General features: G+C 60.1%; 25 protein-coding genes. 11 read left to right on the top strand and 14 right to left on the bottom strand.

The annotated features are described in order from the left end of the window. Positions 1-49: 49 nt before the first annotated feature. The 3 genes from VSR72_RS39295 to VSR72_RS39285 all read right to left on the bottom strand — a co-directional run bounded on the left by VSR72_RS39295 (position 50) and on the right by VSR72_RS39285 (position 3,617). Complete coding sequence (locus VSR72_RS39295; RefSeq protein ID WP_342957593.1) at positions 50-268, bottom strand: hypothetical protein; 219 nt, start codon at positions 266-268, stop codon at positions 50-52. 372 nt (positions 269-640) lie between these two features. Next, positions 641-1,726, bottom strand: coding sequence for a porin (locus VSR72_RS39290; protein WP_342957592.1), 1,086 nt, complete (start codon positions 1,724-1,726; stop codon positions 641-643). 652 nt (positions 1,727-2,378) lie between these two features. Next, on the bottom strand, positions 2,379-3,617 hold the full coding sequence (locus VSR72_RS39285; RefSeq protein ID WP_342957591.1) for a LysR family transcriptional regulator: 1,239 nt from the start codon (positions 3,615-3,617) through the stop codon (positions 2,379-2,381). Positions 3,618-3,760: 143 nt separating this feature from the next. Between VSR72_RS39285 and VSR72_RS39280 the strand changes: the two genes are divergently transcribed. The 7 genes from VSR72_RS39280 to VSR72_RS39250 all read left to right on the top strand — a co-directional run bounded on the left by VSR72_RS39280 (position 3,761) and on the right by VSR72_RS39250 (position 10,865). Further along, a complete protein-coding gene (locus tag VSR72_RS39280; RefSeq protein ID WP_342957590.1) occupies positions 3,761-4,612 on the top strand; it encodes an amidohydrolase family protein in 852 nt (283 codons plus the stop codon). Between the two features lie 47 nt (positions 4,613-4,659). Beyond that, positions 4,660-5,571 carry a hypothetical protein gene (locus VSR72_RS39275; protein ID WP_342957589.1) on the top strand — a complete coding sequence of 304 codons (912 nt, stop codon included), beginning with the start codon at positions 4,660-4,662 and terminating at the stop codon, positions 5,569-5,571. A 68-nt stretch (positions 5,572-5,639) separates the two neighbouring features. Continuing rightward, a complete protein-coding gene (gene dctA, locus VSR72_RS39270; protein ID WP_342957588.1) occupies positions 5,640-7,007 on the top strand; it encodes a C4-dicarboxylate transporter DctA in 1,368 nt (455 codons plus the stop codon). A gap of 169 nt (positions 7,008-7,176) precedes the next feature. Then, positions 7,177-8,208 carry a porin gene (locus VSR72_RS39265; protein WP_342957587.1) on the top strand — a complete coding sequence of 344 codons (1,032 nt, stop codon included), beginning with the start codon at positions 7,177-7,179 and terminating at the stop codon, positions 8,206-8,208. 64 nt (positions 8,209-8,272) lie between these two features. Further along, positions 8,273-9,298, top strand: a complete 1,026-nt coding sequence (locus VSR72_RS39260; protein WP_342957586.1) for an amidohydrolase family protein — start codon at positions 8,273-8,275, stop codon at positions 9,296-9,298. A gap of 2 nt (positions 9,299-9,300) precedes the next feature. Beyond that, positions 9,301-9,984, top strand: a complete 684-nt coding sequence (gene ligK, locus VSR72_RS39255) for a 4-carboxy-4-hydroxy-2-oxoadipate aldolase/oxaloacetate decarboxylase (RefSeq protein ID WP_342957585.1) — start codon at positions 9,301-9,303, stop codon at positions 9,982-9,984. Between the two features lie 287 nt (positions 9,985-10,271). Next, positions 10,272-10,865 carry a thiamine pyrophosphate-binding protein gene (locus VSR72_RS39250; protein ID WP_342957584.1) on the top strand — a complete coding sequence of 198 codons (594 nt, stop codon included), beginning with the start codon at positions 10,272-10,274 and terminating at the stop codon, positions 10,863-10,865. 600 nt (positions 10,866-11,465) lie between these two features. Here the strand turns inward: VSR72_RS39250 and VSR72_RS39245 are convergent. From VSR72_RS39245 to VSR72_RS39195, 11 genes are all read right to left on the bottom strand, one after another. After that, a complete protein-coding gene (locus tag VSR72_RS39245; protein ID WP_342957583.1) occupies positions 11,466-12,236 on the bottom strand; it encodes a TraB/GumN family protein in 771 nt (256 codons plus the stop codon). Positions 12,237-12,913: 677 nt separating this feature from the next. After that, positions 12,914-13,552: a glutathione S-transferase N-terminal domain-containing protein gene (locus tag VSR72_RS39240; protein ID WP_342957582.1), complete on the bottom strand. Its 639-nt coding sequence runs from the start codon at positions 13,550-13,552 to the stop codon at positions 12,914-12,916. A gap of 22 nt (positions 13,553-13,574) precedes the next feature. Next, positions 13,575-14,111, bottom strand: a complete 537-nt coding sequence (locus VSR72_RS39235; protein WP_342957581.1) for a chromate transporter — start codon at positions 14,109-14,111, stop codon at positions 13,575-13,577. After that, a complete protein-coding gene (locus VSR72_RS39230; RefSeq protein ID WP_342957580.1) occupies positions 14,104-14,673 on the bottom strand; it encodes a chromate transporter in 570 nt (189 codons plus the stop codon). Before VSR72_RS39230 ends, VSR72_RS39235 begins: the two co-directional genes overlap by 8 nt. A gap of 40 nt (positions 14,674-14,713) precedes the next feature. Further along, positions 14,714-16,258 carry a tripartite tricarboxylate transporter permease gene (locus VSR72_RS39225; protein ID WP_342957579.1) on the bottom strand — a complete coding sequence of 515 codons (1,545 nt, stop codon included), beginning with the start codon at positions 16,256-16,258 and terminating at the stop codon, positions 14,714-14,716. A 7-nt stretch (positions 16,259-16,265) separates the two neighbouring features. Continuing rightward, a complete protein-coding gene (locus VSR72_RS39220) occupies positions 16,266-16,757 on the bottom strand; it encodes a tripartite tricarboxylate transporter TctB family protein (protein ID WP_342957578.1) in 492 nt (163 codons plus the stop codon). Between the two features lie 190 nt (positions 16,758-16,947). Continuing rightward, positions 16,948-17,328 carry a VOC family protein gene (locus VSR72_RS39215; protein WP_342957577.1) on the bottom strand — a complete coding sequence of 127 codons (381 nt, stop codon included), beginning with the start codon at positions 17,326-17,328 and terminating at the stop codon, positions 16,948-16,950. Positions 17,329-17,439: 111 nt separating this feature from the next. Beyond that, positions 17,440-18,441, bottom strand: coding sequence for a tripartite tricarboxylate transporter substrate binding protein (locus VSR72_RS39210; protein ID WP_342957576.1), 1,002 nt, complete (start codon positions 18,439-18,441; stop codon positions 17,440-17,442). 56 nt (positions 18,442-18,497) lie between these two features. After that, positions 18,498-19,433, bottom strand: coding sequence for an ABC transporter substrate-binding protein (locus VSR72_RS39205; RefSeq protein ID WP_342957575.1), 936 nt, complete (start codon positions 19,431-19,433; stop codon positions 18,498-18,500). Between the two features lie 217 nt (positions 19,434-19,650). Next, positions 19,651-20,382, bottom strand: a complete 732-nt coding sequence (locus VSR72_RS39200) for an FCD domain-containing protein (RefSeq protein WP_342957574.1) — start codon at positions 20,380-20,382, stop codon at positions 19,651-19,653. An 87-nt stretch (positions 20,383-20,469) separates the two neighbouring features. Next, positions 20,470-20,910 carry a hypothetical protein gene (locus VSR72_RS39195; protein WP_342957573.1) on the bottom strand — a complete coding sequence of 147 codons (441 nt, stop codon included), beginning with the start codon at positions 20,908-20,910 and terminating at the stop codon, positions 20,470-20,472. A gap of 365 nt (positions 20,911-21,275) precedes the next feature. On the opposite strand from VSR72_RS39195, the gene VSR72_RS39190 reads away from it, so the two are divergent. From VSR72_RS39190 to VSR72_RS39175, 4 genes are all read left to right on the top strand, one after another. Beyond that, positions 21,276-22,262, top strand: coding sequence for a hypothetical protein (locus tag VSR72_RS39190; RefSeq protein ID WP_342957572.1), 987 nt, complete (start codon positions 21,276-21,278; stop codon positions 22,260-22,262). 46 nt (positions 22,263-22,308) lie between these two features. Continuing rightward, positions 22,309-23,463 carry a porin gene (locus VSR72_RS39185; protein WP_342957571.1) on the top strand — a complete coding sequence of 385 codons (1,155 nt, stop codon included), beginning with the start codon at positions 22,309-22,311 and terminating at the stop codon, positions 23,461-23,463. Between the two features lie 318 nt (positions 23,464-23,781). Further along, positions 23,782-24,519, top strand: a complete 738-nt coding sequence (locus tag VSR72_RS39180; RefSeq protein WP_342957570.1) for a GntR family transcriptional regulator — start codon at positions 23,782-23,784, stop codon at positions 24,517-24,519. 446 nt (positions 24,520-24,965) lie between these two features. Then, positions 24,966-26,237, top strand: a complete 1,272-nt coding sequence (locus tag VSR72_RS39175) for an Hsp70 family protein (RefSeq protein ID WP_342957569.1) — start codon at positions 24,966-24,968, stop codon at positions 26,235-26,237. The last annotated feature ends 115 nt before the right edge of the window (positions 26,238-26,352 follow it).

Genomic DNA, 26,352 nt, shown 5'->3' with positions numbered 1-26,352 from the left:
CTCGATGGCACGCGATGGATAGCAAACTTTGCACGCAGGATCTGCGCGGCTACGCAGCGCGTGTGGCATCCCGGACAACCGGCGAAACAGTCCTCGGAACGTTAAGCAGCTTGTCCAGACGATGCATGGCATCGCAATAGTTGCGTGCAGACACCGAAGACAATTGTTCGTCATACACCTTGAGCATCTGTTCGATCGTCGGGGGATCCCCGGCGGCGATAATCCACTCGCCCGTGCGCACCGCCTCTTCAACCGCTGCGTTGAGCACATCTTCTGCCGCTTCGTAGACATCTCGTCCCGTCCTCCCGTCGTTGATTATTGTCGCCTGGACAACTCGGTGAGTTTCTCTGCGGGGCTACTACCACAAGACGACCGCGCCTACGCTTTGTCCTGACGGTGGCCGCACACGCTGCTTCACGCGATCCGGGATTTTCAACACCGTAAGAGAAATGTGCGAATGCGCGCAGCAAGTATTCATCGCCTTGCGCGAGCGCACATCAATGGCCGCAGCAGGAAAAGCTACTGCGATGCGCGCTACGCAGCCCCCACCAGCCGAGGAACGATCCGTGACAGAAGAGGATATCCGCAATAACGGCTTTGCGATGGGCGCGGCCCATGCCAAGCCATTTCCGCCATGGCCTCAGAACTTGTGTACCAGTCCGACGCCGATGCCGCGGTTGTTGGTGCCAGGCGTGACCGCAAGGCCCGAATACGCGGTGCCGGAGAGCGTGTATGCCGCCTGATTCTTGTTCTGGATAAAACCGGCCGCCGTATAGAGCTCGGTCGATTTGGACAGGGAATACTCGAAAAGTACACCCAGTTCCTGCGCATCGTCGCCCTTTCCGGTGCGGTCGTGCAGGTAACCGTACATCACCGAAAGCAGGGCAAATGGGTTGAGCTGATACGAGTCCGAGATCTGGTAGACGTCATGCTGCTGGTATTTCGGTGTATTGGTCAGGTTCTCCGTGTGATAGGCCAGCCAGATGCGGTTGGCGCCGATTGCATATGAAGCCCCTGCGTTGAACACGCTCAGGACCGCGCCCGTACCCGCGGAAGCACCACCCGCGAGGTTATAGCTCCCACCCGCTCCGACAGCAGGTTCGTCGCCGCGTTCGTAGCCCGCCGCCACGTTCAGCGGTCCGTTGATGTACTGGACCACAACGTTGTACAAGCCAATGCCGTTGCCCGTCGAGGTCGTACCATCGCGCAACGCCACCATGAACTTTGCATTCAGGCCACCAAAGGTGGGGGTGTAGTACGAAATGCCGTTGTTCGCGCGGATGATCAGGGCGTTGAAATTATTCATCGGCGACGCAATGCTCTTCACCCAGGAGGGATCCATAGCTGCTTGTAGCACGTCGTATTGCGGCGTGTTTTGCAAACCGAAGCGGACTTCCCCAAAACCGCCAGACATGCCGACATACGCGAGACGATTGAAGGCCTTGGTCGGGTCTGTCGCTGCACCGGTCTGACCGGAGAAGGCTTGCTCCAACTGGAAGTTGACGTGCAGACCTCCGCCAATATCCTCGCTGCCCTTAAAACCATAGCGGGTCGCGAAGAGTCCGCCAGGTACCGCCTTGACTGCGGAATTGCCGTTGCCCGCGTTCTGATAGGCGAAGCCATTGTCGAGCACGCCGTAGAGCGTGACGCTCGATTGAGCGAACACGGGAGCGACGAATGCGCAGGACAAGGACGCGCCGGATGCGAGAGTGACAAATCTTTTCACGCGGGATCTCCATTGTTATGTGCACCGAAATGCCGGTGCGTTATAAATGCTGTTTTATTTGTACTGCTAATCTATATGCCGCCCCATGAATAAAACGAGCGTGCCAATATGCGCGAAAATGCCTGAATCGTACGAATGGGGCTGGTTGTGGGGCAACCCGTCCAGCTGTTGCCTGTCAGTCGGAGACCGCCAGCGGCGGGGCGAGCTAACGCCTTAAGTCGCTTCGTTGCTCAATCTGTTCTCCTTTGCTTGATTGTATTTTTCCTGGTCGACCTGGATTCTGGTGAAACCGTATCAAACATCCATTCGGCAAGGTTAAATGCGCGGGAGGTGATGGGTCCATGCATTAAACGTCGATTGGATGGCACTTTTCTACTTGCAACCGGACGGGGTAAACCAGTATCGCTCCGGCGAGCAGAGCGCATTTACTGGATAGTTTGTGCGTGTCAGAACGGACTCGCGAAGGACTGCCGCGCTGAGGTTATGCGAAGTGTGGTACGGATTTCCGTGCATGTTTTCGCAGAGCCGGCCAACCTCCGACTACACGCACGGCCTCGATCTCAGGGGCGATCCGCCGCGACCTGTTCTCGAATGCGTTGAGGTCCACGCGTTCGAACCTGCTGGGTGTTCTAATGCGCGTCACGGCCGTACGTTACGACCCATGGCCGGATTCGGCCTCGCTCTCCGCGCGCAGCACTTCGACGAAAGTCTGCTGGACGGCCGTCCCGAGCCAGTCGGTGCGCACCGTATAACCGACTGCGCGGCCGGCTCCCGGCAACTCCAGTTCCAGTGCGACCAGTTCGCGGCCTGGGTAAGCGTCGCGAATCTGCGCGCGAGAGAGCAGCGTGAGGCAATCGCTTTCCATGAGCATGGCGAGCATCATTGCGAGCGAACTGGTTTCGAATACCAGCGGCGGCTTGACCGGCAATTGCGCGAAGATCGAATCGATCACCGCGCGGCGCGGCACCTTGTGCTGCGGCATCACCCAGTCGTGATCGGCCAGATCGGCCAGCGCGACGGTTTTGCGCTTCGCCAGCCGGTGCCCTTTACGCACGGCCACCACGTAGGGGTCGGCAAAGAGTTCCGTTTCCTGCACGGATCCCGTGAGGCGGGGCTCGCGCAACCCGCCAACGATGATGTCGATCCCGCCGCTGCGCAGCTCGCGCAGCAAATGCGCGTGGGCGCTCTCCTCGACGGTGACGCGCGCTGCGGGATAACGCGCGCGCAGCCGTTGAATGGCTCGCGCAACGAGGCGCGGCGGCAACAGCGGCAGCACGCCGATCGCGACTTTGCCGGTGAGTTGCCCGCGGGCGTACGCCAGCTCGTCTACGGCCTGCGTGATTTCATAGAGCGCGAGGCTCAGGCAGCGCGCAAACTCGATGCCCGCGGGACTCGCCGACACGCTATGCACACGCCGGCGGTAAAGCGACACGCCAACGTTCTGCTCGATTTGCCGTGCGGCGCGATGCACCGCCGGCTGCGAGATTCCCAATGAGAGCGCGGCCTCGGCTGCCGAGCCCGCGTCGGCTATCGCGATGTGGCAGCGCACCTGCGCGTCGGTCAGGCGCCGGCAAATCTTCGCTGCGTTCGCCGCCGTCTGGCCGGTGAGATTCATCACGGCGCGCTCCATCTGATCGAGCATGCGGCGTACGCGCCGCTGCACGATGAGGCCTTCGCCCGTCAATTCGCTGCCGCCGAAACCGCGTTCGAACAACTGCCCGCCGAAGCTCGCCTCGAGCTTGTTGATGGCCATGCTGACCGCGGGCTGCGTGCGTCCCGCACGGACCGCTGCCTGCCCGATTCCACCGGCTTCGCACACCGCCTCGAACAGGAACAGACGCCTCAAACGTGCCAGATCTTCGTCCGACGGTGCATGTCCGTCCTCCCCCATCGCGCCTCCGGATGAACCATTCCAAAACCCTTAGCTTAACGCAAATTTATGGGCTGGGCCTCACTTCGTATTGAGGGATTCGACGCGATCGCGCTTACAGTAACGTTCAATTCAGCAGGACATTTCCAGTCAGGAGCACCCTCATGTCCGTCGTCATCGACACGCACACGCACGCAATTTCCCCAGATAAACAACGCTATCCGCTCGCGCCGGTCGGCGGCCACCAGTCGGAGTGGTCGGCAAAGCGCCCCGTAAGCTTCGAAGGCCTTCTCACGTCGATGGACGAAGCCGGTATCGACCGCGCGGTGGTGGTGCAAGCGTCGACGGTATATGGCAATGACAATAGTTATGTGGTCGAGGCGGTGCGCAGTCATCCGGATCGATTCGCGGGCGTGTTTTCGATTGATGTGCTCGCGAGCGACGCCGTTTCCCAGATGCAACGCTGGCTCGATGCGGGCCTTTCGGGCCTGCGTCTTTTCACGACCGGCAGCACAATGCCGGGGCAGGCGGGCTGGCTCGACGACGAGCGTTCGTTCCCGGTCTGGGAATACGCGCAGCGCCACAACGTGTCGATTTGTCTGCAGATGACCGCGCATGGCATTCCCGCGCTGCTGAACATGCTTGAGCGCTTTCCGGACATCCGGGTGCTGCTCGATCACCTGGCCCGCCCCGAACTCGCTGGCGGCCCGCCGTATGAAGCCGCGGCGCCGCTCTTCAGCCTCGCGTCGCATCAGGGCGTGTACCTGAAGCTCACGAACCGCACGATCGCCGAAGCTGGCCGTGGTGCGTCGACGCCCGCAGCTTTTTTCCCACGTGTACTCGACGCATTCGGCGCGAACCGTATTGCGTGGGGCTCGAACTTTCCGGCCGCCGAAGGCGCGTTGCCTGAACTGCTCGCACAAGCCCGCGAGAGCCTTTCGATGCTGCCCGCAGCGGCGCAAGAGGCGATCTTTAGCGGCACGGCGCGCACCATTTATCCGGCGCTCGCCGCCTGACGCGTCGCCACCGACGCGATTTAGTCCGCAACAGGAATACCCGAAACGTGAGCACTCCAACGCAACCGCTGGTCTTGAAGGCCGCGCTGAAAACCTATGCGCACACGCGCGCGCTGAAAGCGGGCGAATTGACCGATCCAGCTGTCGACCTTCGCTTCGAGGACGTCGAGCCGATTCATCGCGCGTTCGCACCGATGGCGCGCCGCCAGGTATTCGATGTCAGCGAACTCGCTATCGTCACCTATCTTCAGGCCAAAGCGTACGGCAAGCCCGTTGTGCTGTTGCCTGCCGTCGTGGCGGCGCGCTTTCAGCAAGGCTGCCTGATTTATGATGCACAGCGGGCCAAACCGGACATCGGTCATCTCGCGGGCAAGCGAATTGGCGTACGCACCTATGCGCAGACCACGGGCATGTGGGTGCGCGCCATTCTCGGTGAAACATACGGCGTGCCGCTCGAGAAGATCGAATGGGTGACAATCGAGGGCGGGCACCTGGAAGAGTATGCTGACCCCTCTTTCGTGCGCCGCGCCGACGCGGGCAAGCAATTATTGCCGATGCTTCGTGCGGGCGAGATCGACGCAGCGATCCTCGGCAACGATCTACCGGATGGACCGGAATTCAAGCCGCTGATCGACAACGCTGCCGCCGCCGACCTTGAATGGTATGGGCTTCATCGATATGTGCCGATCAACCACGTGGTCGTGGTAACCCGTGCGCTGGCCGAGTCGAACCCGCAAGCCGTTCGTGCGGTGTACGACCTGCTCAAGCGCGGCAAGGAATCGGTCGCCGCGGAAAATGCAGGGAAAGCGGACAAGCTGCTGTTCGGCTACGACACACTGCGCGGACCGCTCGAGGAAACCCTTGCGTTCTGCGAGCAGCAGCGCCTGCTGCCGCGCACGCTGACTGTCGACGAAATATTTGCCGACAGCATGGGCATTCTGGGCGACGCCGCGCGCTAACGCGGCAGCCGTCCGCTTCACGATTCTTGAGCGAATCCGAATTCGCCGCAGTCTGTCAAGGAGACACCATGAGCCTGCCGGGCAAATCCACCGCCGCCAAATCCAGGGAAGCCAGGGAACGTCGTCCGTTCTACCTCGACCTGTCGTTCCAGGTGCTGGCTGGCATGGCGCTGGGTGTCGTCACGGGTTACTTCTTTCCGAAGTTCGGCATTAATCTGCAACCCGTTGGCGACGCCTTTATCCGCATCATCCAGATGCTGATTGGCCCGATCATTTTCTGTACCGTGTGCAGCGGCATTGCGGGCGTGAATGACTTCAAGAAGGTTGGCCGCGTCGCGATCAAGGCGCTCTTCTATTTTGAAGTGGTGACCTCGCTCGCACTTGTGCTGGGGCTCGTGGTCGTCAATGTGCTCAAACCCGGCGTGGGCATGAACGTCGATCTGCATGGCATCCACTCGGCCGCTGTCGATACCTACGTCGCCAAGGCGCATCACGTTGTCACGACGAGCGAATTTCTGCTCAATGTGATTCCACATACGGCGATCAGCGCCTTCGCCGGCGGCGACGTGCTGCAAGTGCTGTTCTTCTCGGTGCTGTTCGCGTTCGGACTCGCGGCAATCGGCGAGCGTGCACAGCCGGCATTGAATCTGATCGAGTCAGTCTCGGGCGCGCTTTTCTGGATCATCGGGCTGACCATGAAAATCGCGCCGCTCGCGGCGTTCGGCGCGATCGCCTTCACGGTCAGCAAGTTCGGCTTCGGCACGCTGCTCTCCCTTGGAAAGCTCCTGATCGAGTTCTATCTGACGTGCGCGCTTTTCATTCTGCTGATTCTCTGGCCCATCGCGAAGGTCAATGGCTTCAGCCTGCTGAGGTTGATGCGCTATATCGGCGCAGAGTTGCTGCTCGTGATCGGCACGAGTTCGTCCGAAACCGTGTTTCCGCAACTGATCGACAAGCTCGAACGGCTGGGTTGCGAGAAGTCGGTGGTCGGTCTGGTTCTGCCAACGGCATACACGTTCAACCACGACGGTACGTGCCTGTATTTCGCCGCGGCGGCAGTGTTCCTCGCGCAGGCGACCAACACGCCGATGAGCTGGCACGATCAACTGGTTCTGCTCGCTGTGTTGCTGCTCACCTCGAAAGGCGCGGCCGGCGTGTCCGGTGCGGCCATTGCGGTGCTCGCCGCCACGCTTACCGCATCGAACACCATTCCTGTGGAATCCATCGCATTGATTCTCGGCATTCACAAGGCGCTCTCAAGTGGGTTCGTGTTCACCAACATCATTGGCAACACCGTGGCAACCATCGTCGTGGCGAACTGGGAAAAGGCGCTGGATCGCGTCGCGCTCCGGCGTGAACTGAAAGCGGGTTTCAAACCCGTTGCTACGGCATCGGGACGCCTCAACCCGACGAGCAGCGGTCACGCAGGCAACTAGCCGCGAGTAAGCGCGAGAGCCGGCGGAACCGGAAAATCGGTCCCGCCGGTGCGAAGCAGCCGTGACGACCGGATGAAGTCACATGATGTAGTTAGTTATACGAATCGTATGGGAGATCTCGCTGATCTCATGCGATTCAGAAAAAAACCATAAACCTTGGAGACTCGTTATGAAAATAGCGGCGTGGAGAAGCATTGGCGTTGGACTGTCGCTCGCTGCTGGCGCGGCACCGGCGTTTGCTCAGAGCAGCGTCCAGATTTACGGCACGGCAGACGGCGGCGTACGCTATCAGACGAATGCGGTAAAGGGCGGCGGTACGGTGGTGACCATGAATTCGAACGGCTACTACAGTTCGAACAAGCTGGGTTTTCTGGGCAAAGAAGACTTGGGTGACGGCTGGAACGCACACTTCCGGCTGGAAAGCGGCTTCAACCTCGGCAACGGGCAACTCGACAATACCACCAACACGCTGTTCAACCGCCAGTCGTTCGTCGGCATTGGAAACAGGAAATACGGGTCGATCGACCTCGGGCGCCAGTACACGATTGCGCACGACATCATCAGCATTTACGACCCGTTCGGCTTTCACTACACGCCGATTCTTCCGTTGACCACGGCGTCGGACGGCACGCGCAACAACAACGCCATCAAGTACAAGAATGACTTTGGGCCGCTGCTGTTCGAGGTGGACAACTCGTTTGGCGGCGTGGCGGGCAATTTCGCCAGCGGCGCGACGCGCTCGGTCGGCATGAGCTATAGCGCGGGCCCGGCCAGCGTGGGCGGCGTGTACGGGCATCGCAGCATACTGACCGGCACGACCTATGTTCCCGACAGCTATTACATGGCCGGCGTTGCTTACGCGATCGGTCCGGTGCGGATATCGGGCGGCTTCATGTCGGAAGACCTGCAGAATCCGGCCGCACCGCACCAGGTGACGAACAACGCCTTCGGCGGTCTCTCCTGGACCATCTTGCCGAACCTGATCTTCGACGGCGGCTATTACCAGACGACCGTATCGACGGACAAGGCGAGCCGCCGCGGCATTTCGATCATTTCACTCGCCTATCTGCTCTCCAAGCGCACGACGCTCTACAGCGAAATCGATTACACGTCGTACAAGCACGCGGTCGTCAGCACGCTGAACCCGGCGGGCGTGCCGAGCCAGACCGCTGTGACGGTGGGTCTGGACGTGTTGTTCTAGCCGCACAGTTACCTAGCAAGACGCGCGTGATCGATGCACGCGCCGAACTACCCAGGAGCCAATCATGATCATCGACATCCACGGCCACTACACGACCGCGCCTAAAGCGCTGGAAAACTGGCGCAACCGGCAGATCGCAGCGATCGGTCAACCGTCGCGCGGCCCGAGCCCCTCCGAACTGCATATCGGTGACGACGAACTGCGCGAATCGATCGAGACCAACCAGCTACGGCTGATGCGCGAGCGCGGGCTCGATCTCACCGTGTTCAGCCCGCGCGCGAGCTTCATGGCGCATCACATCGGCGACTTCGAGGTGTCGAGCACCTGGGCCGCGATCTGCAACGAGTTGTGCTATCGCGTGAGCCAGTTGTTTCCGCAGCATTTCATTCCGGCCGCGATGTTGCCGCAGAGCCCCGGTGTGGATACTGCGACGTGCATTCCCGAATTCGTGAAATGCGTCGAGCAGTACGGCAACGTCGCGATCAACCTGAATCCGGATCCTTCCGGCGGACACTGGACGAGCCCGCCGCTATCCGATCGCTACTGGTATCCCATCTACGAGAAGATGGTCGAGTACGACATTCCGGGCATGATTCACGTGAGCACGAGCTGCAACGCGTGCTTTCACACCACCGGTGCGCATTACCTCAACGCGGATACGACGGCATTCATGCAATGCCTCACGTCGGACCTGTTTCACGACTTCCCCACGCTGCGCTTCGTGATTCCGCATGGCGGCGGTGCCGTGCCTTATCACTGGGGACGCTTTCGCGGCCTCGCGCAGGAAATGAAAAAACCGCCGCTGGAAGAACATCTGCTCAACAACGTGTTCTTCGACACCTGCGTCTATCACCAGCCCGGCATCGATTTGCTGACCGAAGTGATTCCCGTCGACAACATTCTGTTCGCGAGCGAGATGATTGGTGCGGTGCGCGGCATCGATCCCTATACGCAGCATTATTTCGACGACACGAAGCGCTATATCGAAGCCACCGACATGAACCCCGACCAGCGGTACAAGATTTACGAAGGCAACGCACGCCGTGTCTATCCGCGGCTGGACGCCGCGCTTACTGCGCAAGGACGTTGAACATGTACGAACTCGGAGTGGTATATCGCAACATCGCGCGTGCGGACAGCCGTGTCGCCGAGGCGCTGGGCGCGCTCGGCAGCGCCACCGTGCACGAGGCCATGGGCCGCACCGGCTTGCTCAAGCCTTATATGCGGCCGATTTACACCGGCGCGAGCGCGTCTGGCACCGCCGTCACCGTGCTCCTGCATCCCGGCGACAACTGGATGCTCCATGTAGTCGCCGAACAGATTCAGCCGGGCGACATCGTCGTGGCCGCGCTGACTGCCGATTGCACGGACGGTTATTTCGGCGATCTGCTCGCCACCAGTTTCAAGGCGCGGGGTGCGCGAGGACTGGTCATCGATGCGGGCGTGCGCGACGTCAGCGTGCTGGCCGACATGCGCTTTCCGGTATGGAGCAAGGCGATCTCGTCCAAAGGCACGATCAAGGCGACGCTGGGCTCGGTCAATGTGCCAGTGGTTTGCGCGGGCGCACTCGTCACGCCGGGCGATGTCGTCGTCGCGGATCACGACGGTGTGGTCGTGGTGCCGCATGCCATGGCGGCGAAAACGCTCGATAGCGCAAGCAAGCGTGAGGCGAACGAAGGTCAGAAACGCGCGCTGCTCGCCTCGGGTGTACTGGGACTCGACATGTACCAGATGCGCGAGCCGCTGAAAAAACTGGGGCTGCGTTACATAGACTGACCCGCACCGCCATCAGGCGCGCCAGTGTCGCCGTGACAAACAAAAAAAGGAAACAGCAACATGACTGGCCGACGCAAGTTTCTGAAAGAGGCGCTCGTTACGGGCAGGGCCGCGGTGCTGGCAAAGCCTGGTGCCAGCGCCGCGCAAACGGCCGCCGACAAGGCCCGGCCGTGGACCGGCCGAATGCGGCGCTGGTTGTGGCCGAGACCCAGGCGCCTTCGCTGGACGAAGCGCCGGCGGCCGACGCCGTGCACATCGGCAATCCGGGTTCGGATTTCATGGTGGTTTTGCTGCGCATCGCCGATATCGACTATGTCGCAGCGATGCCGGGATCGACCTTTCGCGGCATTCACGAATCGATCGTCAATTACGCGGGCGATACGCATCCGCAACTGATCGTGAGCACGCACGAGGAAGCGTCGGCGGCGATCGCGCATGGTTACGCTAAAGTCGCGGGCAAGCCCATGGCGTGTCTCGTCCATAGCACGGTCGGTCTGCAGCACGCTTCGGTGGCGATCTACAACGCCTGGTGCGATCGCGTGCCCATGATGGTCGAGGCCGGACGCGCGCTTTATATGCAGAAGGGCTGCTACGAATGCCACGGGATTTTCGGGCAAGGCAGCATCACGACGGGACCTGCGCTGGCGCCGCATCCAATTCCGCTTTCCGCCATGCAGGCTTATGTGCGCAATCCCAAACCAGATGCCGGTCTTCAGCGCAAAGATCCTCACCGACGACGACATTGCGCGCGTTCATGCGTACCTCGCGTCGGTGCCGCCGGGTCCGCCTGTCGACAGCATTGCGCTATTGAACAATGGCATGCCGCCGGCAAGCGCAACTGGCCACGACGCTCCAGCGGCACGCGCCCCACTACCGGATGAACGGGGCGCGTCGATCTATGCGGCGAATTGTGCTGGTGCCACGGACAGGGCGGCGAGGGCGGAGTCGGCCCGGCGCTGAATGGTATTTCCAGCCGCTTTCAGACAGCGGATATCGAGGTACGCATTCGCGAGCCGTCAGGCATCATGCCGAGATTGTTTCCCGCGCCGCTTAGTGCAGCCGATGTTCGGGACGTCGCACAGTTTGTGGAGTCGCTGAAAGGTTCCCAATAGCGCTTGCAGTGTCGCTGCTGTATGTTTTGCGCGCGCATGCAGCGACCTCGAACGGTCAGTACGACGCGTTGAACACTGGTAATTGTCAAGCCGTGTGCAGCGACGAAGCGGAAACCTGTTGTCGCGACGCGATCGCATTGGCACACCAGCACGATGCGAAATCTCTGGAATTGCGCGCGGCGTTGAACCTGGCCCGGCTTTGGCAGCGCGGGGGAAATCGCGGAGGCCCGGCAAGCGCTGTCCGAGGTCTACGGCGGATTTACGGAGGATTTCGACACCGCCGACTTGCGAGAGGCCAAGGAATTGCTTGAAGCCCTTGCGCCGATTTAAGCGGATGAAATGCGGTGCATTCTGGAAAAGCGCGCATGGTCATCGTGTCGCGATGAGCGCAAGCCCATGTTGCCGAAAAAGTGCGGGAAGGCCAGTCTCGCCCACAAGGTGCAATGCGCCGACAACCACCAGGTTATGGTTCGAACCTTTGGCTAGCTCGACGATCTGTGGAACCCAGTTGATATTGCGCTTCGTCAGAACATCATCAACCAGGACAGGCCAATCCTCCACGCGCGCTTGCAAGAGCATTTCGAAATACTGGATGTCGTTGTCGAGCCATGCGGAAATCATGCCAGCTACCTCAGCCAAGCCTACGTCATCCTGGCTCGCAATATGGCTGAGATATGAAATCTGCTCAGTCAATGGTATTCCAACTAGCATTCGCAACTGATCATTCAACTGCTCCAGGTAACGAATCTCTTTTCCCGCCTTCTCTGCGCGATCGCGGAGAACAGTATCGACACCGAACTCTGCGACGTACCTATTACGAGCGGACTCTGCGATCTGCAATGTCGTGCCAACCATAATCGGGCTCAGCGTCAACAGGTTTGCCTCCGGAAGACCTAGCCGAAGCCAGTGTTCGCGCACCCTGCGAAACAATTCCGTCGAAACGCTGCTGTCGAGCTGCTTGCCTGGCGGCATCATGAATAGCCGCGGATCTGGCTGCACCTTCTGGTCAGCTTCGAGGATCACGCACTTGGCTTCCGCGAAGGCGCGTTCTGCAATGTCTGGAAGTTGCAGTTGAGGAATATTCGACAGGTGGACCGAGCCGAGAACGTACGTGTTTGAGTCTTCGATTTGCCAGAGCATTTTTTTAGTCGTGTGTAAGAGACCAGGCACTAATGTGCCGATCACCCGCGCTGTCGGACTTGCGATTGGCTGCGCGGCAAGCCGCCCTACCCGGCGGCCGTGAGCCCATCGTACCTCACACATTGTGCCCCGAGATACCCTCGCGAAGGACGGATCTCGTGGTGATCTTCGGGCGCCGCGGAAAGTTGCGGGCTAGCCGTGATATTGCGGTTGATCCTGGCACAGCTTGTTTAATCGCGCCAATCCGGGTTTTCTTGCGTCAGCCGCGTGCGTAATCCAGACCTGGATAACGCGAAGTATGCCCACAGTCTCGTTGAGTGATCGAATGACTAACTCAGATGGAAGAGGAAGCGTTACGGTAACGGCGGGCCGAGACAGGGGCATTGCACGTGACGAGGGCGATCTCCAGCGTGACCATTGCGCCGAATTTTTCTCCCAAGCCGACGCAGAACACCGCTATCAAGATAACCTTCAAAGTGAGTTTCGTCTCAGGAATGGTCGTAACACGCGAGGTTCGGCATTAATAAAATTCCGTCCTAAGTGTTTATATAGCCATTCTCACTTTATTCGAAAACTTTACCCCTGTGAGCAAGAAATCCGCGTGCTCGGATTCGTCGAAGAGGCGCCGCATGATTGCCGAAAATCCGACGATGACACTTGCAGGAAGACGACCGTCATCACCCTTGCACGACAGCGAACCCAGGCCGTGCGCGTTGTGCATCCAGCCAACGGGCAAGCGAAGGCATCTGCGGCTGCACAGCGAGCAACGTGTGGAAGCGATCGTAGAGGCCGTACCATCTGTGCGCGGCCAGTGTAACGACGAGATCGGCGAGTGTGAAATGGTCCAACGCCAGGTAGTCGTGCGTTCGGAGGCGCTCGTCCGCAATACGGAGAAGGCGAGCCGATTCGGCAAACGACGCGCGAATCGCTCCATAGGCGCGTTGCGGTTCTGGCGTGCGCATCAGCCCGAGGAACGCGACGCGCAACGTCGCCCACAAGGCACCCAGCTGCCAGTCCATCCACCGTTCGACCTCCGAGCGCCCCGCTGCGCTCAACGGCAGAAGATGCTCTGCGCCGCGCGTCGCCACCAGGTAGCGCAATATCGTGTTCGACTCCCAGATCACCTCTCCGCCGTCGACGAGCGTCGGCACCAGGCCGTTCGGGTTGAGTGCCCGGTACGCCGGTGTATCGACGACGCCGAACTGCAATCCCGCGTCGATGCGCTGAAAATCAGCGCCTTCCGCGAGCCCAAGCTCGCCCAGGCACCACAGCACTTTCTGCACATTGATAGAGCTGCGTCTTCCGTAGAGCTGCATGCTGTCCTCCCCCAATTCTCGTTCAGTTAACCGTGCCCAGCAGGACGTTCAACATGCCCGCTGCAAAGAGAACGAGCAGCGGATTGATCCGTGACTTCGACATGAACACAGCCAGTGCCGCAAGCGCGAGAACCCAGATCGACCAGGTCGACGACGCCGCGCGCAATACCGTCAACGAGCTCGCCAGAATTAGTCCGGTCGCGACTGGCGCGAGCCCTGTTTGGGCACGCTGATGCCACGGATGGCGCTCATGCCGGTGCCACACGAGCGTGACTGCGAACGCAAGCACTGACGACGGCAGAAAGAGCGCGAGCGACGCAACGATCGCGCCGGCCCATCCGGCCTCTTTCCAGCCAATGAGCGTGGCCAGCAATGAGCCAGGACCGGGGGCTGCGCGCGAGATCGCGAACAGGTCGACGAACTCGCGCTGCGTCAACCACCCGTGAATTGCTACGGTCTGCTGGTTGATGTCTGCGATGACGCTTTGTCCGCCGCCGATGGACAGCAGCGATAGCGGTGCGAACACCGCGATCAGTTGTAGATAAATGTTGTCACGCATCCGGCCCAGTCCTTCGCGAAAGCAGTACGCCGGCCGTGCCTGCGACGACCGCAACAGGCACGAGCGACCAGCGCAGCACACCGACCGCTACGAACACTGCGACGATCACCACGAGCGGCCAACGCCCCACACCCTTGGTAGCCCGCGCCGCCCGCAAACCGACCGACGCCGTCATGCCGACCGCGGCTGCCGCGACCCCCTCGAGAAACGCGTGGACTGCCGCGCCCTCTATCCACGCGCTGAACGCACTCATGATCAGCACGATCACGATCATCGGAGGGGCGAGCAGCGCGACAACCGCAACGATACTGCCCGGCAAACCACGCATCCGGAACCCAACATACACGGAAAGGTTCACCACGTTCGAGCCGGGCAGGATCTGCCCAAGTGTCATCGCGCTGAGGAACTCCCCTTCGCCGAGCCAGCCGCGCTGCGTCACCACCTCGCGGTAAAGCCATGCGGACAGCCCGCCGCCGAAGCTCGTCAGCCCGACACGGGCAAACAGCGCGGCAATGTCCACGCAAGAGACGTGTTGCACCGGGCGACTGGTCTCCGTATTCATGTGGACTCCGATAAGCGTTCTTCGAGCGGCGTGCCGACGCTCAATGGCGGTCCTCGGCGAGCTGGTGTTCCGTCAATTGCTCCTGTGTCTCCTGGAACGCCTTGGGAGGCTGCCGACGACTCCAGATAGACGCGCCAACGCTTATACACGCGCACAGCAGCAGGCCCGCGGAGATCGGGCTGCGCACGAACACGGTCGGATCCCCGTTCGAGATGGTCAGCGCCTGGCGGAACGATTGCTCGAGCGTGTGGCCCAGAATCAACCCGAACAACAACGGGGCTTTCGGAATATCGAGCTTGCGGAACGCGTAACCAAGCACACCAAAGCCGAGCGCCATGTACAGGTCGAAGACGTCACTGTTGAACGAGTACACACCGGCGGATGCGATCACGAGAATCAGGCTCAGCAGCACGCCCGGCGGCACGTACAGGATGCGCGACAGAATGCCGACGAGCGGCAGGTTCAGCAGCAGCAGCATGATATTGCCGATGTACATGCTCGCGATCAGCCCCCACACGAGGTCTGGCTGCGTATGAAACAGCAGCGGTCCAGGCTGAATGCCGTACATGATGAACGCGCCCATGATCACTGCGGTCGAGCCGGAGCCCGGCACACCCAGCGCCAGCAAATGGACGAACGCGCCGCAGGTGTCCGCATTCGTTGCCGCCTCGGGTCCGGCTACGCCTTCGATTGCGCCGTGACCGAATTCCTCTGGGTGTTTGGAAATTTTCTTTTCCAGCACGTACGAGAGCATCGACGCGAGCGTGCCGCCGAGACCCGGCGCGGCACCGCACAGGAAGCCGACAAACGTTCCACGCAGTGCTGCTGGACGCGCCCGGCGCCACTCATCGCGCGAGAACCACAGCTTGCCTTCGACACGCACGGTGTGCAGCGTCCCGCCGAGTGTCCCTTCGACCATGCGGCCCACTTCGGAGATCGCGAACAGGCCGACGACCACGACGAGAAAGTTGACGCGGTCCTGCAGTTCGGTGAAGCCGAGTGTGAAGCGCGGCACGCCGCTTTGCAGATCTATCCCGACCGTGGCAAGTCCAAGACCGAGGAACACCGAGATCATGCCCTTCGCAAGCGACTCGCCAGTGAGTGCACTGGCGGTCGAGAGCGCGAAGCAGATCAGCGCGAAGTATTCAGTCGGACCGAAATGCAGCGCGACGGCCGCGAGTGGCACCGCCACGAACGACAGCAACGTCACACCGATCATGCCGGCGATGAACGAGCTGGTGGCGGCGATCGCAAGCGTGGCGGCCGCACGACCTTTTCGCGCCAGTGGATAACCGTCGAGCACTGTCATCACCGCCGCAGCGTCGCCAGGCGTATTGAGCAGGATCGCCGTCACCGCACCGCCATACATGCAGCCGTAGTAAATCCCGGTCAGCATCATCAATGCTGAAGTGGGGTCCATGCCGAACGTCACCGGAATGAGCAGCGCGATGCCGGCCGACGGTCCAATTCCGGGCAAGTGGCTGATCATCGTACCGATGAATACACCAATGAGCGTATAGAGCAGATGGGTCGGCGTTGCGGCGATCGACAACCCATGCAGAATGCCTTGCAGACTTTCCATCATGCGGGCCTCAGAATGGCAGCAAACCCGTCGGCATCGGAACGCCGAGAAGCTTGGAGAAGACAAGGTCAAACGCCAACGCCACACCAAAGGCCACGATCACATTCATAAGGTGACGCTTGCGGTTGAAGTAGCTGAGCAGACCGAGAAGGAACACGCTCGTCGAGATCAGATAGCCGACCGGTTCGAAACACGTGTAATAGATGATGGCCCACACGATCATCCCGAGCAGCACTATCGGCTGAATCCTGGGCGCCGGTTCAACGTGCGCGGCAGCCTTGCGCGCCTCGGTGTTGGGACGCGTCTTGCGCTTGCTGCGCGTTTCGAGCAGCAACAGCAATGCCGACGCGATCAGTCCCACGCCGACGAGCGCGGGGAAAGCCTTCGGGCCGAGCGGATCGCTCAATCTGACTTCCGGTAGCTGCATGTTGAGCACCAGATAGCCCGCCGCCAAGGCGATCACGCAGACAGCGAGGCCTACGTCGCCCTTCATAGATTTCATGTCTCCTCCAGTTCTGCGACCGCACAGCGCGCTGCGAGAATGCTCGCGTGGTGCTGTCGGTCCGAAGAGGTTATCGGTTCCCGGCGCAGTCCGGCAGAATGCACACAAAGGAAAGCCGCGCGACGCGCGGTGCGGGTGCCGCAGACGAACCCACCCATCATGGCGTGGTTCGTCTGCGGCGCGGTCCGACTTACTTCTCGTTGTAGCGGCCGGGCTTCACCACCTCGGCGATCGTGCCGTCCGGTGCACGGAACTTCAGCGCGCCTTCGCCCTTGGCCGAGAGAATCTCGCCGCCGTACTGGCGAATTTTTTCGGCTGCCACTTCCTGGTCGTCGACCGTCACGCCCCAGTGATGCAGACGCGGGCCGGGACCGGCCAGTTGCGCCTCGTGAGAGTCTTCACTGTCGTACTTCATGAGTGTGAAATCGATATGGCCGTCGGTCATGTGACGGGAGATGTGCTGACGATTACGACCCGTCTTGACTTCCGTGAAGCCGAACACCTCTGTGTAGAAGCGGGTGGCCTCGTCGAGGTCAAGGACTTTGACGGCGAGGTGAACGATGCGGGACATATGATTCTCCATGTCGATATTTACAGCGATGAAAAGATAAAACCAAAATCGGCGGCAGCCGGGGCCGGTTGCCCGACCGGCCAGCAAACCGGCCAATCCATTCTCAAGCGACTAGTTCCGTGCGAGACCCAACTCGCCCATGAGCGGGCCGAGGCGTCCGGCTTCATCGGCGAGAAATTGCCTGGTCTGCGCGCTGTTGCGATACGCAGCCGTCCATTCGTTGCGTTTGACCGCCTCGGCCCATTCGGGTGAAGAAGTCGCCTTCTGCAACACGTTGTCCCACCACGCGATCTCGTCGGCACTCATGCCCTTCGGCCCGACCAGCACACGCCAGGTGGTGAAGTCCACGTCCAGACCCTGTTCCTTCCAGGTCGGCACGTCGGCCAGCGCGCCGCCATCGCGCTCGCCGCCAGCTACCGCGATCATGCGCGTGCGGCCGGACTGGCTCGGTCCGATTACCGTACCGGCTGGTGTCGCCGTCACGGTCACGTGACCGCCCATCAGCGAGGTCACCGCTTCGCCGCCCGAATCGAAGAACACGATCTTCAACTTTTTTGGATCCTGGCCGGCCGCCTTGACCACGAGCGCTGCGGCATCGTGGCTCTGTCCGCCGGGCGAACTCGATACACCGATCGTCACGCTTTGAGGGTTCTGCTTGAGCATCGCGATCAGATCCTTGCCGGACCTGATTGGCGACGATGCGGGCACCGAGAACACGACCTGCTCAGTCACGAACATGCCTAGCGGCGTCACGTCGCCGATGCCGACTTTCGACAAACCGGTGATCTGGTTGGTGACAAGCGGCAACGCCTGAACGCTGACGTAGTGACCGTCGCCGTGGTGGTTGTTGATGTATGCAAGTCCAACGGTGCCGCTGCCACCCGGGCGGTTCAGCACCGTAATCGGCTTGCTCGAGAGCTTTTCCTGCACGATTGCGTTCTGCAGCGTGCGCGCCACGAGATCGAGGCCGCCGCCCGCCGCACTCGGCACCACGATCTCGATCGGCCGGTGCGGCTCCCAGGCGTCGGCCGCGAGGGCCGGAAACGCTTGTGCGCCGAGCAACGCTGTGCACATTGCGAGTACAGCGCGAGATGAAGTCAGCCTCTTTGTCATCGATCGTCTCCAGTTATGTGTTGTATTGCGTACTGCGAGAGGTATTGCGCGAGACCCTAGAAACTAAATCCGTCAAAGGTGCTGACGGCAAACAACTGCTCAATCGGTACCGCGCCTGTGATCAGCCCATCGTCGGTTGCGTAGCGCTGCAGCGTGTCGATGTCGTTCCGGTTGCCGGCAATGCCGTAGCGCCAGTAATCGTCACCCATCACTGCCTTCACACGCTCCACTTCTGACACGATCCAGGGATGCATCACCCGCAGCGTGTCGGTGATGACGATCTCCTGCATCGCGATCTCATGAGCCTTGCGAAACGCCTGATAAACGTTGACGGGCAACCATGGGTGCTTCTCGACCAGCGAGCGGCGAATGCCGACCATGTGCATCGGCGGGAAAAGACCCGTCTTGCGAACCCACTCTTCTTCCGCCGAACGGAAATCGGGAAAAAGGCGTTGCACCTTCGCATTGCGGCCGAAGCACGATGGCGGGCGCGGCGCGATCACCGCGTCGATGTCGCCCGCGTCGAGTAGCGCGGCCAGCGTCTGGTCAGGGCCAATCGGATCGACGCTCAACTCGGGCGGCAATTTCACCGGCATGCGAGCCAGGCGCCCGGTCTGTTCGAGGCCGCCTACCACCCACGTGACATCACGCCGGTCGAAGCCGTATTCATCGGCAAGCATGCCTCGCACCCAGATGCCGGCGGTCTGCTGAAAATCGGGCACGCCGATGCGATGCCCCTTGAGCGCTTCGGGCGAATCGATGCCGCGGTCGCTGCGCACATAGATTGCCGAATGACGGAACGAACGCGACAGGAACACCGGTATGCCGATATAGCGGCTCTGGCTACGCGCCGTCGTGAGGATGTGCGTACCGAGCGACAGCTCCGAAATGTCGAATTCCTCGTGACGAAACGCGCGCTGAAAAAGCGCTTCCGCCGGGCCGTCGATGAAGTTGATCCGGCAGCCCTCGATCCGTACGCGGCCGTCAAGCAACGCGCGGCTGCGATCAGTGTTTTGGCATGCTAACGATAGCTCAAGCATAGGAAATTAAAAGTAGCGATCCTGGTGCGTTGACATGCCCAATAAGTAGACCGGACATGGTTCGTGTTTCTATTTTGTACTGCGAAATAACCAACCGGGTCCGTGCTCCATGCCTGGACCTTCCACCGGCTCACCATGAGATCCGAACGGCGGAACTCACGGTGAACCGCTAGGCGACCTCATCGACAGCTTCGTCGCCGCCTTCGGCGTTTTTCGTCATGCCGTCGAGCGAAACAAGCATGCGTTCCTTGCCCCTCGAAACGTGTCCGAAGCTCGTGCGGTAACTCAGTTCGGCGTCCTTTTCCTTCAGCGCGACCACGATCTCGCGGTGCTCCGCGTTCGACTCCAGCAACGCGCCGCGCTGCACCAGCCCGTGAACGCGAAATAGGTGAAATTCCTTAACGAAACCACGGTACAGCCTGATCAATCGCGAGTTGCCGGTCGAGCGAACGATGTAGTCATGGAATTCGAGGTTGAGCGGATCGAAGCGTGCGAAGTCGCCCTTCTCGGCCGCGTCCTGCATGTCATCGACGTAACGCTCCAGCTGACCGGCCATCTCTTGCGTCAGCATCGGCGCGAGCAGCGACGCCGACAACGCGGTGAGACCAGTACGAAGGTCGTAGACCTCGATGGCGTCATCGCGCGTCACGCGCTTGATGAATACGCCGCGATTCGGAATGAGATAGACGAGCCCGAGTTCCGCAAGCGCACGGCAAGCTTCGCGCACGGGTCCACGACTCACGGCGAGCTTGTCCGCGACAGCTTTTTCGTTCAGACGTTGCCCTGGTGCGAGTTCGCCACTCAGGATCATCCGTTCGATTTCGCGCTGCACGACGCCGGTGAGCGTATGCGCCCGAAACTCAGCAACGGTGACGGAAGGGGAATTCAGTTCAGTGTCCATGTGCAAATTCTAATTGCCGAATGAAAACTGTCAACACTTTTCATTTAACCGTAGGGTCTTCCCCAGGCGATGTGGCGCGTCGTCGACTCACCAGACCTGAGCGCCCAATGACCAAAACGTGCCCACCAGCGCGAGATGGGATGTTGGCTGACTCGTCGCGCCGACGCCCGACGCCCGACGACCGAAGTAGCGGATGGTGTTGCCGCTCTGCAATCGCTCCGGCGCGCTATCGGTCAATCCAGGCGCCTGCTGGTACGCGACGACCGCGTCGATCGTCGTCTTGCCACGGCGACTGTCGATGCTGCCGTTGATCTGTACCGGTTTCCCTCTTTTGGCGCGGGCGGGGGTCCATTCGCGCTCCCGGTACTCCTCGATGATCCTTTTCGGCCAGTCCTTTGGTAACCAGGGCGCCCAGGCGCACAAATGAGATGGATCAAAGCTCATGTTTCCTTGTCGGCTGCGAACTTCAGTCGACATCACCGCTTGCGGCCAAGCGTGCTCCTGACGTTGTGCCTGCTGCCAGCGCATATCTCCCGCACGTCTCAACGTGGGCAATTTCTTAGCTCCTCGAACCAGGAAAGCTGCGGCGTTTCCCTGTTAAAAAGCCCCGCATTACCGCCCCATCACATCACACCACAGGCCGCCCGGACGAAAAAGAAAAATGTTGACAGTTAGCGTATCGCATTTTACATTGCCGCATCGAGACCGAAGGCCGCTGTTCGGTCTCAGCTACGCCCGCCCTGCCGCGCTAGTTTGCGCAGCAAACACGCTGCAATTTAATACGTAGTACGAATTAATAGATTTGGAGCACCTGATTTGCAGTGACAAATGACACGAATCATCGATGCCGATTCCGGATCGCTCTGATTCGACTTAATAACATTGGAGACAGCATGCAACCTTTCTTGCGGATGGGATTTTTTGCCGTTGTAGCGGCTTGCACCTTGTCTGGAGTCGCGAAGGCGGAGGGGCAATCGCATTACAAACTTGTGAAGACCATCGACCTACCTGGCAAAGGCGGTCACGGCGATTGGGTCGTATATGATCCAACCGTCAATGAGGTTTGGTTGGCACAGGCGCCTAACCATTCCGTGGTAGTTATTGACGCAGACGATCTCAAAGTAAAAGCCACTATCGGCGGCATAGAAGACGGTAACGGCATTGCCTTGAACGACCGCTACGCGTTTGTCGCTGACGCAACAGCAAACAAGCTGGTGGTGATCGACAAGCGGTCCTACAAACAAGTGGGACGCGTCGACACCGGCGGGAAAGGCTCCGACGGCGTGAGCATCGACACTCATGCGGGTCGCGTCTATGTGGGAAACGATGACAGTAATACCGAGTCTGTATTCATGGATCGGCCGCCCTTCAAGAAAATCGGCGACATCGCCCTGACGCCCAATCCAGCGAAACATGGGCCCGACGTCAATCTGTATGTGCCAACTCTCGCACGTGTCTACCAACCCGTTGACAACGTCGTCGATGTGATCGATCCGAAGACGCAAAAAGTGGTAGCCGTCTGGGACTTCAACCTCAAGAAAGAAGCCAAACCGATGGTCTACGACAGCCAGGGCAAACATCTCATCATCGGAAGCCGCGACAAGAAGATTCTCGTTGCTGATCCCGACGGAAAGCTTGTCTCAAGCATCCCGTTTGATGGCGGCAACATCGACCAGATCGCAATAGATGTAAACGCACGGCGCATTTTTCTGGGGGACAAATCCGGCCAACTCGAAGTGATCGACCTCGACACGAACCAGGTCGTGGATCACCTGCCCGCGGAAAAGGACACGCATACCTTGACAGTGGATCCTCGCACGCACCGGATCTTCGTCTATCTGGACTCGAGCAACAAGGTTGCCGTTTTCGAGCCGGTATAGTTTTCGATATGAAAATTAGTAATCCAAAATATATATAGGAGACACCATGGACCGCCAGAAAATTTTGGCAGGTATAGCGGCGATTGTACCGACGCTAACGCTTGTGCCGTGCGCTCATGCACAAAGCACCGTCACGCTGTACGGCGAGCTCGACGATGCGCTAACCTACTACAACAGGGTCGGAAATCATTCGCTCATTGAATTGCAAGGGGCAAATCTGACTTCCAACAAGTGGGGGATGCTGGGCAAGGAGGACCTCGGCGGCGGCTTGAAGGCGATCTTCAAACTGGAAAGCGGATTCAACATCAACACGGGTAAATCGAGCCAGGGTGGGCGGTTGTTCGGAAAGGCCGCGTGGGTCGGGTTGGCCAGCGACAGCCTCGGGACCCTGACGATGGGCCGGCAGCTGGATACGACCGTCGACCTTGTTCAGCCGCTGACCGCTGACAACTACGGCCCGGCATTTACAACGCCGGGCGACGCAGACAACAACGACAATTCATTTCGTCTCCAGAACGCAATCAAGTATGCCAGCCCGACCTATCGCGGCCTCCAGTTTGAGTTGATGTATGGACTAGGTGGAGTAGCTGGCGATTTCACGTCGCAAGGTTCATCGTCCGCATCCGTGGCCTATACGAACGGGGGCTTTGGCGTCGCAGCGGGTTATGTCTATGCACGCAATGATGGACCTGGCGGCGTGGGCACAGCTGACCAGACTCAGAACAGCTCCGTAACGCCACTTTTCGGCGACACGCCGTTTGTCGGTTCGCGGATGATCGTCCACGTCGCAACGCAGTACGAGTTTGGCGAATTTACTGCCAACGTTCGTTATAGCAATGCTCAGTGGAAACCGTACGTGACCCACGCGGCATTCAATCGAACACAGACTTTCAATACGGCGGCCACCTCGCTGGCCTACCAGATGACCCCGGCACTCCAGATGATAGCTGGGTATACATACACGAAATCGAGTGGCGGCTCCTCGGCGACCTATAACAACGTCGCGTTGAGTGCCGAGTATTCCTTGTCAAAGCGCACCATGCTGTATGCGATCGGCGCGTATTCGCATGCCCACGGCACCACTTTTAGTGAAGACGGCGACAGCCTTGTCGCCGCTGGCGGTACGGTTGGTGACCTCGAATCAAGTTCGAATACACCGAACCAGATTGTGCTTATGTTAGGGTACACAACGAAGTTTTGAAGGGGGTGTAGCAGGTCAATTTTCGACGCCTTTGCACCTGATACATAACTGGCCAATGCTACGTGCCCGCCTGGACACGTAGCGTCCAGCGAGAGAACGAATATCTGCATCGTCGGCTCCCAGGCGGACGTACGACGAAGCGGTACAGCAGGAATTGGTGCGTGACCGTACCCCTCTCACATCAGAGAACTTGGCGAGCATGCAGACCAAGCCCGGTTTCCACTGCCAGGGCAATCGCCGTAAGCCGCTGAGATGCGAAGATCACCCCGAGAAAAGTAAAGTGTTGACATTTTCCACGTGTGCTCATAAACTCCGGCTATGGATATCGAAAACCCTTCGAGCACTGTCTCTCTCGCCGACTTCCGGGCACACACGCTGACAGGCGTTGTTCAGCACGAGATCGAGCGAATGATTTTGAGCGGCGAGCTAAAGCCGGGCCAGCGGCTCAACGAAAAGGCCGTCGCCGACAAGCTTGGTGTAAGTCGAGGTCCCGTGCGTGAAGCATGTCGGACCTTGGCCGAACTCGGGCTCGTCTATTTGATTCCGCAGCGCGGCGTGTTTATCCAGCGTGTGACGCGCGACGACGCAGTTGAGGTTTATGACCTGCGCGCGGGACTTACCGCGTTGTCTGCCTCCCTTCTCGCTCCGCTTTTGACGGCGTCGATGGAAAAGCAACTCGACGGTTATGTCGATGAGATGCACGAGGCCGCTGAGAAGGGCGACTTCGCCCGGTTCGATCACGTGAACCAGGAATTTCACGATTTCATCGTTCGCTCGACGGGCAATTCCCGTCTTCTCAAGGTTTATCGTGCGTTCGTGAAAGAGTTCCATCTCTTCCGCGTGCATGGACTTGTTCAGAGCGGCGCATTGCTGGAGTCCAACGAAGAGCACCGGCAAATCGTGAATGCCCTGAAGTCGCGCAACGTCGACCTGAGCTATGAGACGAGCTTCAACCATGTGTCCAAGGGTAAGGAGCGAATGCTGCAGGCACTTGATCGTATGGCCAAGACGGGCAGCGAGGCAGACGAGCGCAAGGTCGGAGCCGACGTAGATTAATCCTATCGATCGACGAATATGACGACGGGTGCGAATCACGTACCCCTTTGATCTAACTGCGCTACACGGCCGTCCGATCACAATCAGATAATTTCGCAGTCCAAATCAATCATCGGGATAAGCACGAGCGCTTGCTTCGTGCTCGAGTCACCATGTGAGTCTCGGCGCAACGCGCCCTGCTTGAATAAGCGTTAGCTTGTCCGATTCCCGATCGGCTCCGAGCCTTGGACGGCCCTCTCCCTGACTGCCGCGCCCGGTTGTTCGCGGCGGGACGCGAGTGACAAGCCTTGTGCTAACCATCAACACTTTGCGAATACAGGATTTGCCTTGCACGAGTATCCGGCTTTTGAAGGATCCAGCAGAAGGCACCGGGCAGCGTGCAACCGTCCTGTCATGCGCGATGCCCTGCAGATAACGCTGCTCCAGCGCTCGCAGAGTCAGCGACCATGAGTTTCTGCGCAATCGACTTCGGCACCTCGAATTCCGCCGTCGCCGTCGCGACGAGCACCGGCATGCGCCTCGCCAACGTTGAGGACGGCCACACGACGCTGCCGACCGCCGTGTTTTTCAACGTCGATGACCAATCGCGGGCATATGGCCGCCGCGCCATATCGGCCTACGTCGATGGCTTCGACGGCAGGCTGATGCGCTCGATCAAGAGCATCCTTGGCTCCCCGCTTGCCGAAGCACGCACGGACACCGGCAACGGCTCGGCGGTCAGCTACCTCGACGTGGTCGCACTATTCCTGTCCTATCTGAAGCGTCATGCGGAACGCGAAGCAGATCGCCCGCTCGGGCACGCAGTGCTCGGTCGGCCGGTGTTCTTCGTGGACGACAATCCGCGCGCCGATGCACTCGCGCAACGGCAACTCGAAGAGGCAGCGCGGTCGGTCGGCTTCGACGACATCCATTTCCAGTACGAGCCAATCGCCGCCGCGTTCGATTACGAGTCGCGCCTCAACGCAGAAGCACTGGTTCTTGTTGCCGACATTGGTGGGGGGACGTCGGATTTCTCGCTGGTGCGCGTGGGTCCGGAGCGGTTGATGCGACTCGAACGCAAGGACGACGTACTCGCCCATCACGGCGTACACGTGGCCGGCACTGACTTCGACCGGCGCATCGAACTCGCCTCGATATTCCCTGAGTTCGGCTATCGCACCGTCGATACCGAGGGCCGCGAAATCCCGAACCGGATCTATTACGACCTCGCGACGTGGCACCTGATCAACACGACCTACACGCCGAGGCGCACCGCGGAACTCAAGCTGTTGCGTCATCTTTACCGTGACGAAAGGCACCACGCCCGACTGATGCGAGTGGTGACTCACCGTCTCGGCCATCTGCTCGCGGCGCGGGCCGAGACAGCCAAGATTGCAGTGGCCAACGGCGGGGAAACTGTCATCGAACTGGATCGCGTAGAGCCGGAACTCGAATTTCCCTTCGACGACACTGATCTGATCGAGGCGGGGTCTGGCGAGCGTGATCAGATCGTCGCGGCCGCGCGCGAAACGGCCCGTCTTGCGGGCGTCACGCCCAGCGACGTCACCGCCGTATTCTTCACCGGTGGCTCCACGGGCCTGTCGTTCCTGACCGATGCCATTGCCACGCAGTTTCCCGGAGCGCAGCGAGTGTTCGGGGACCGGTTGGCCAGCGTGGCCACCGGTCTCGGCATCCATGCTCAGCGGCTTTTCGCTCCGGCACAGCTTGAGAAGCGTTGAACGCTGATCGTGCGGCTCCGGTACAAGTTGGCGGATTGGCGGAATTGGGCGAATTAGAACGGCTGCTCATTTTCCGCTAGGTCTCGTCGACGCGCCACGGCGCGCCCAAGCGCGT

The organism is Paraburkholderia sp. JHI869, from assembly GCF_038900775.1.
In the GTDB taxonomy this organism is placed as follows: Bacteria; Pseudomonadota; Gammaproteobacteria; order Burkholderiales; family Burkholderiaceae; genus Paraburkholderia.
This window is presented reverse-complemented; position numbering and strand designations above follow the sequence as displayed.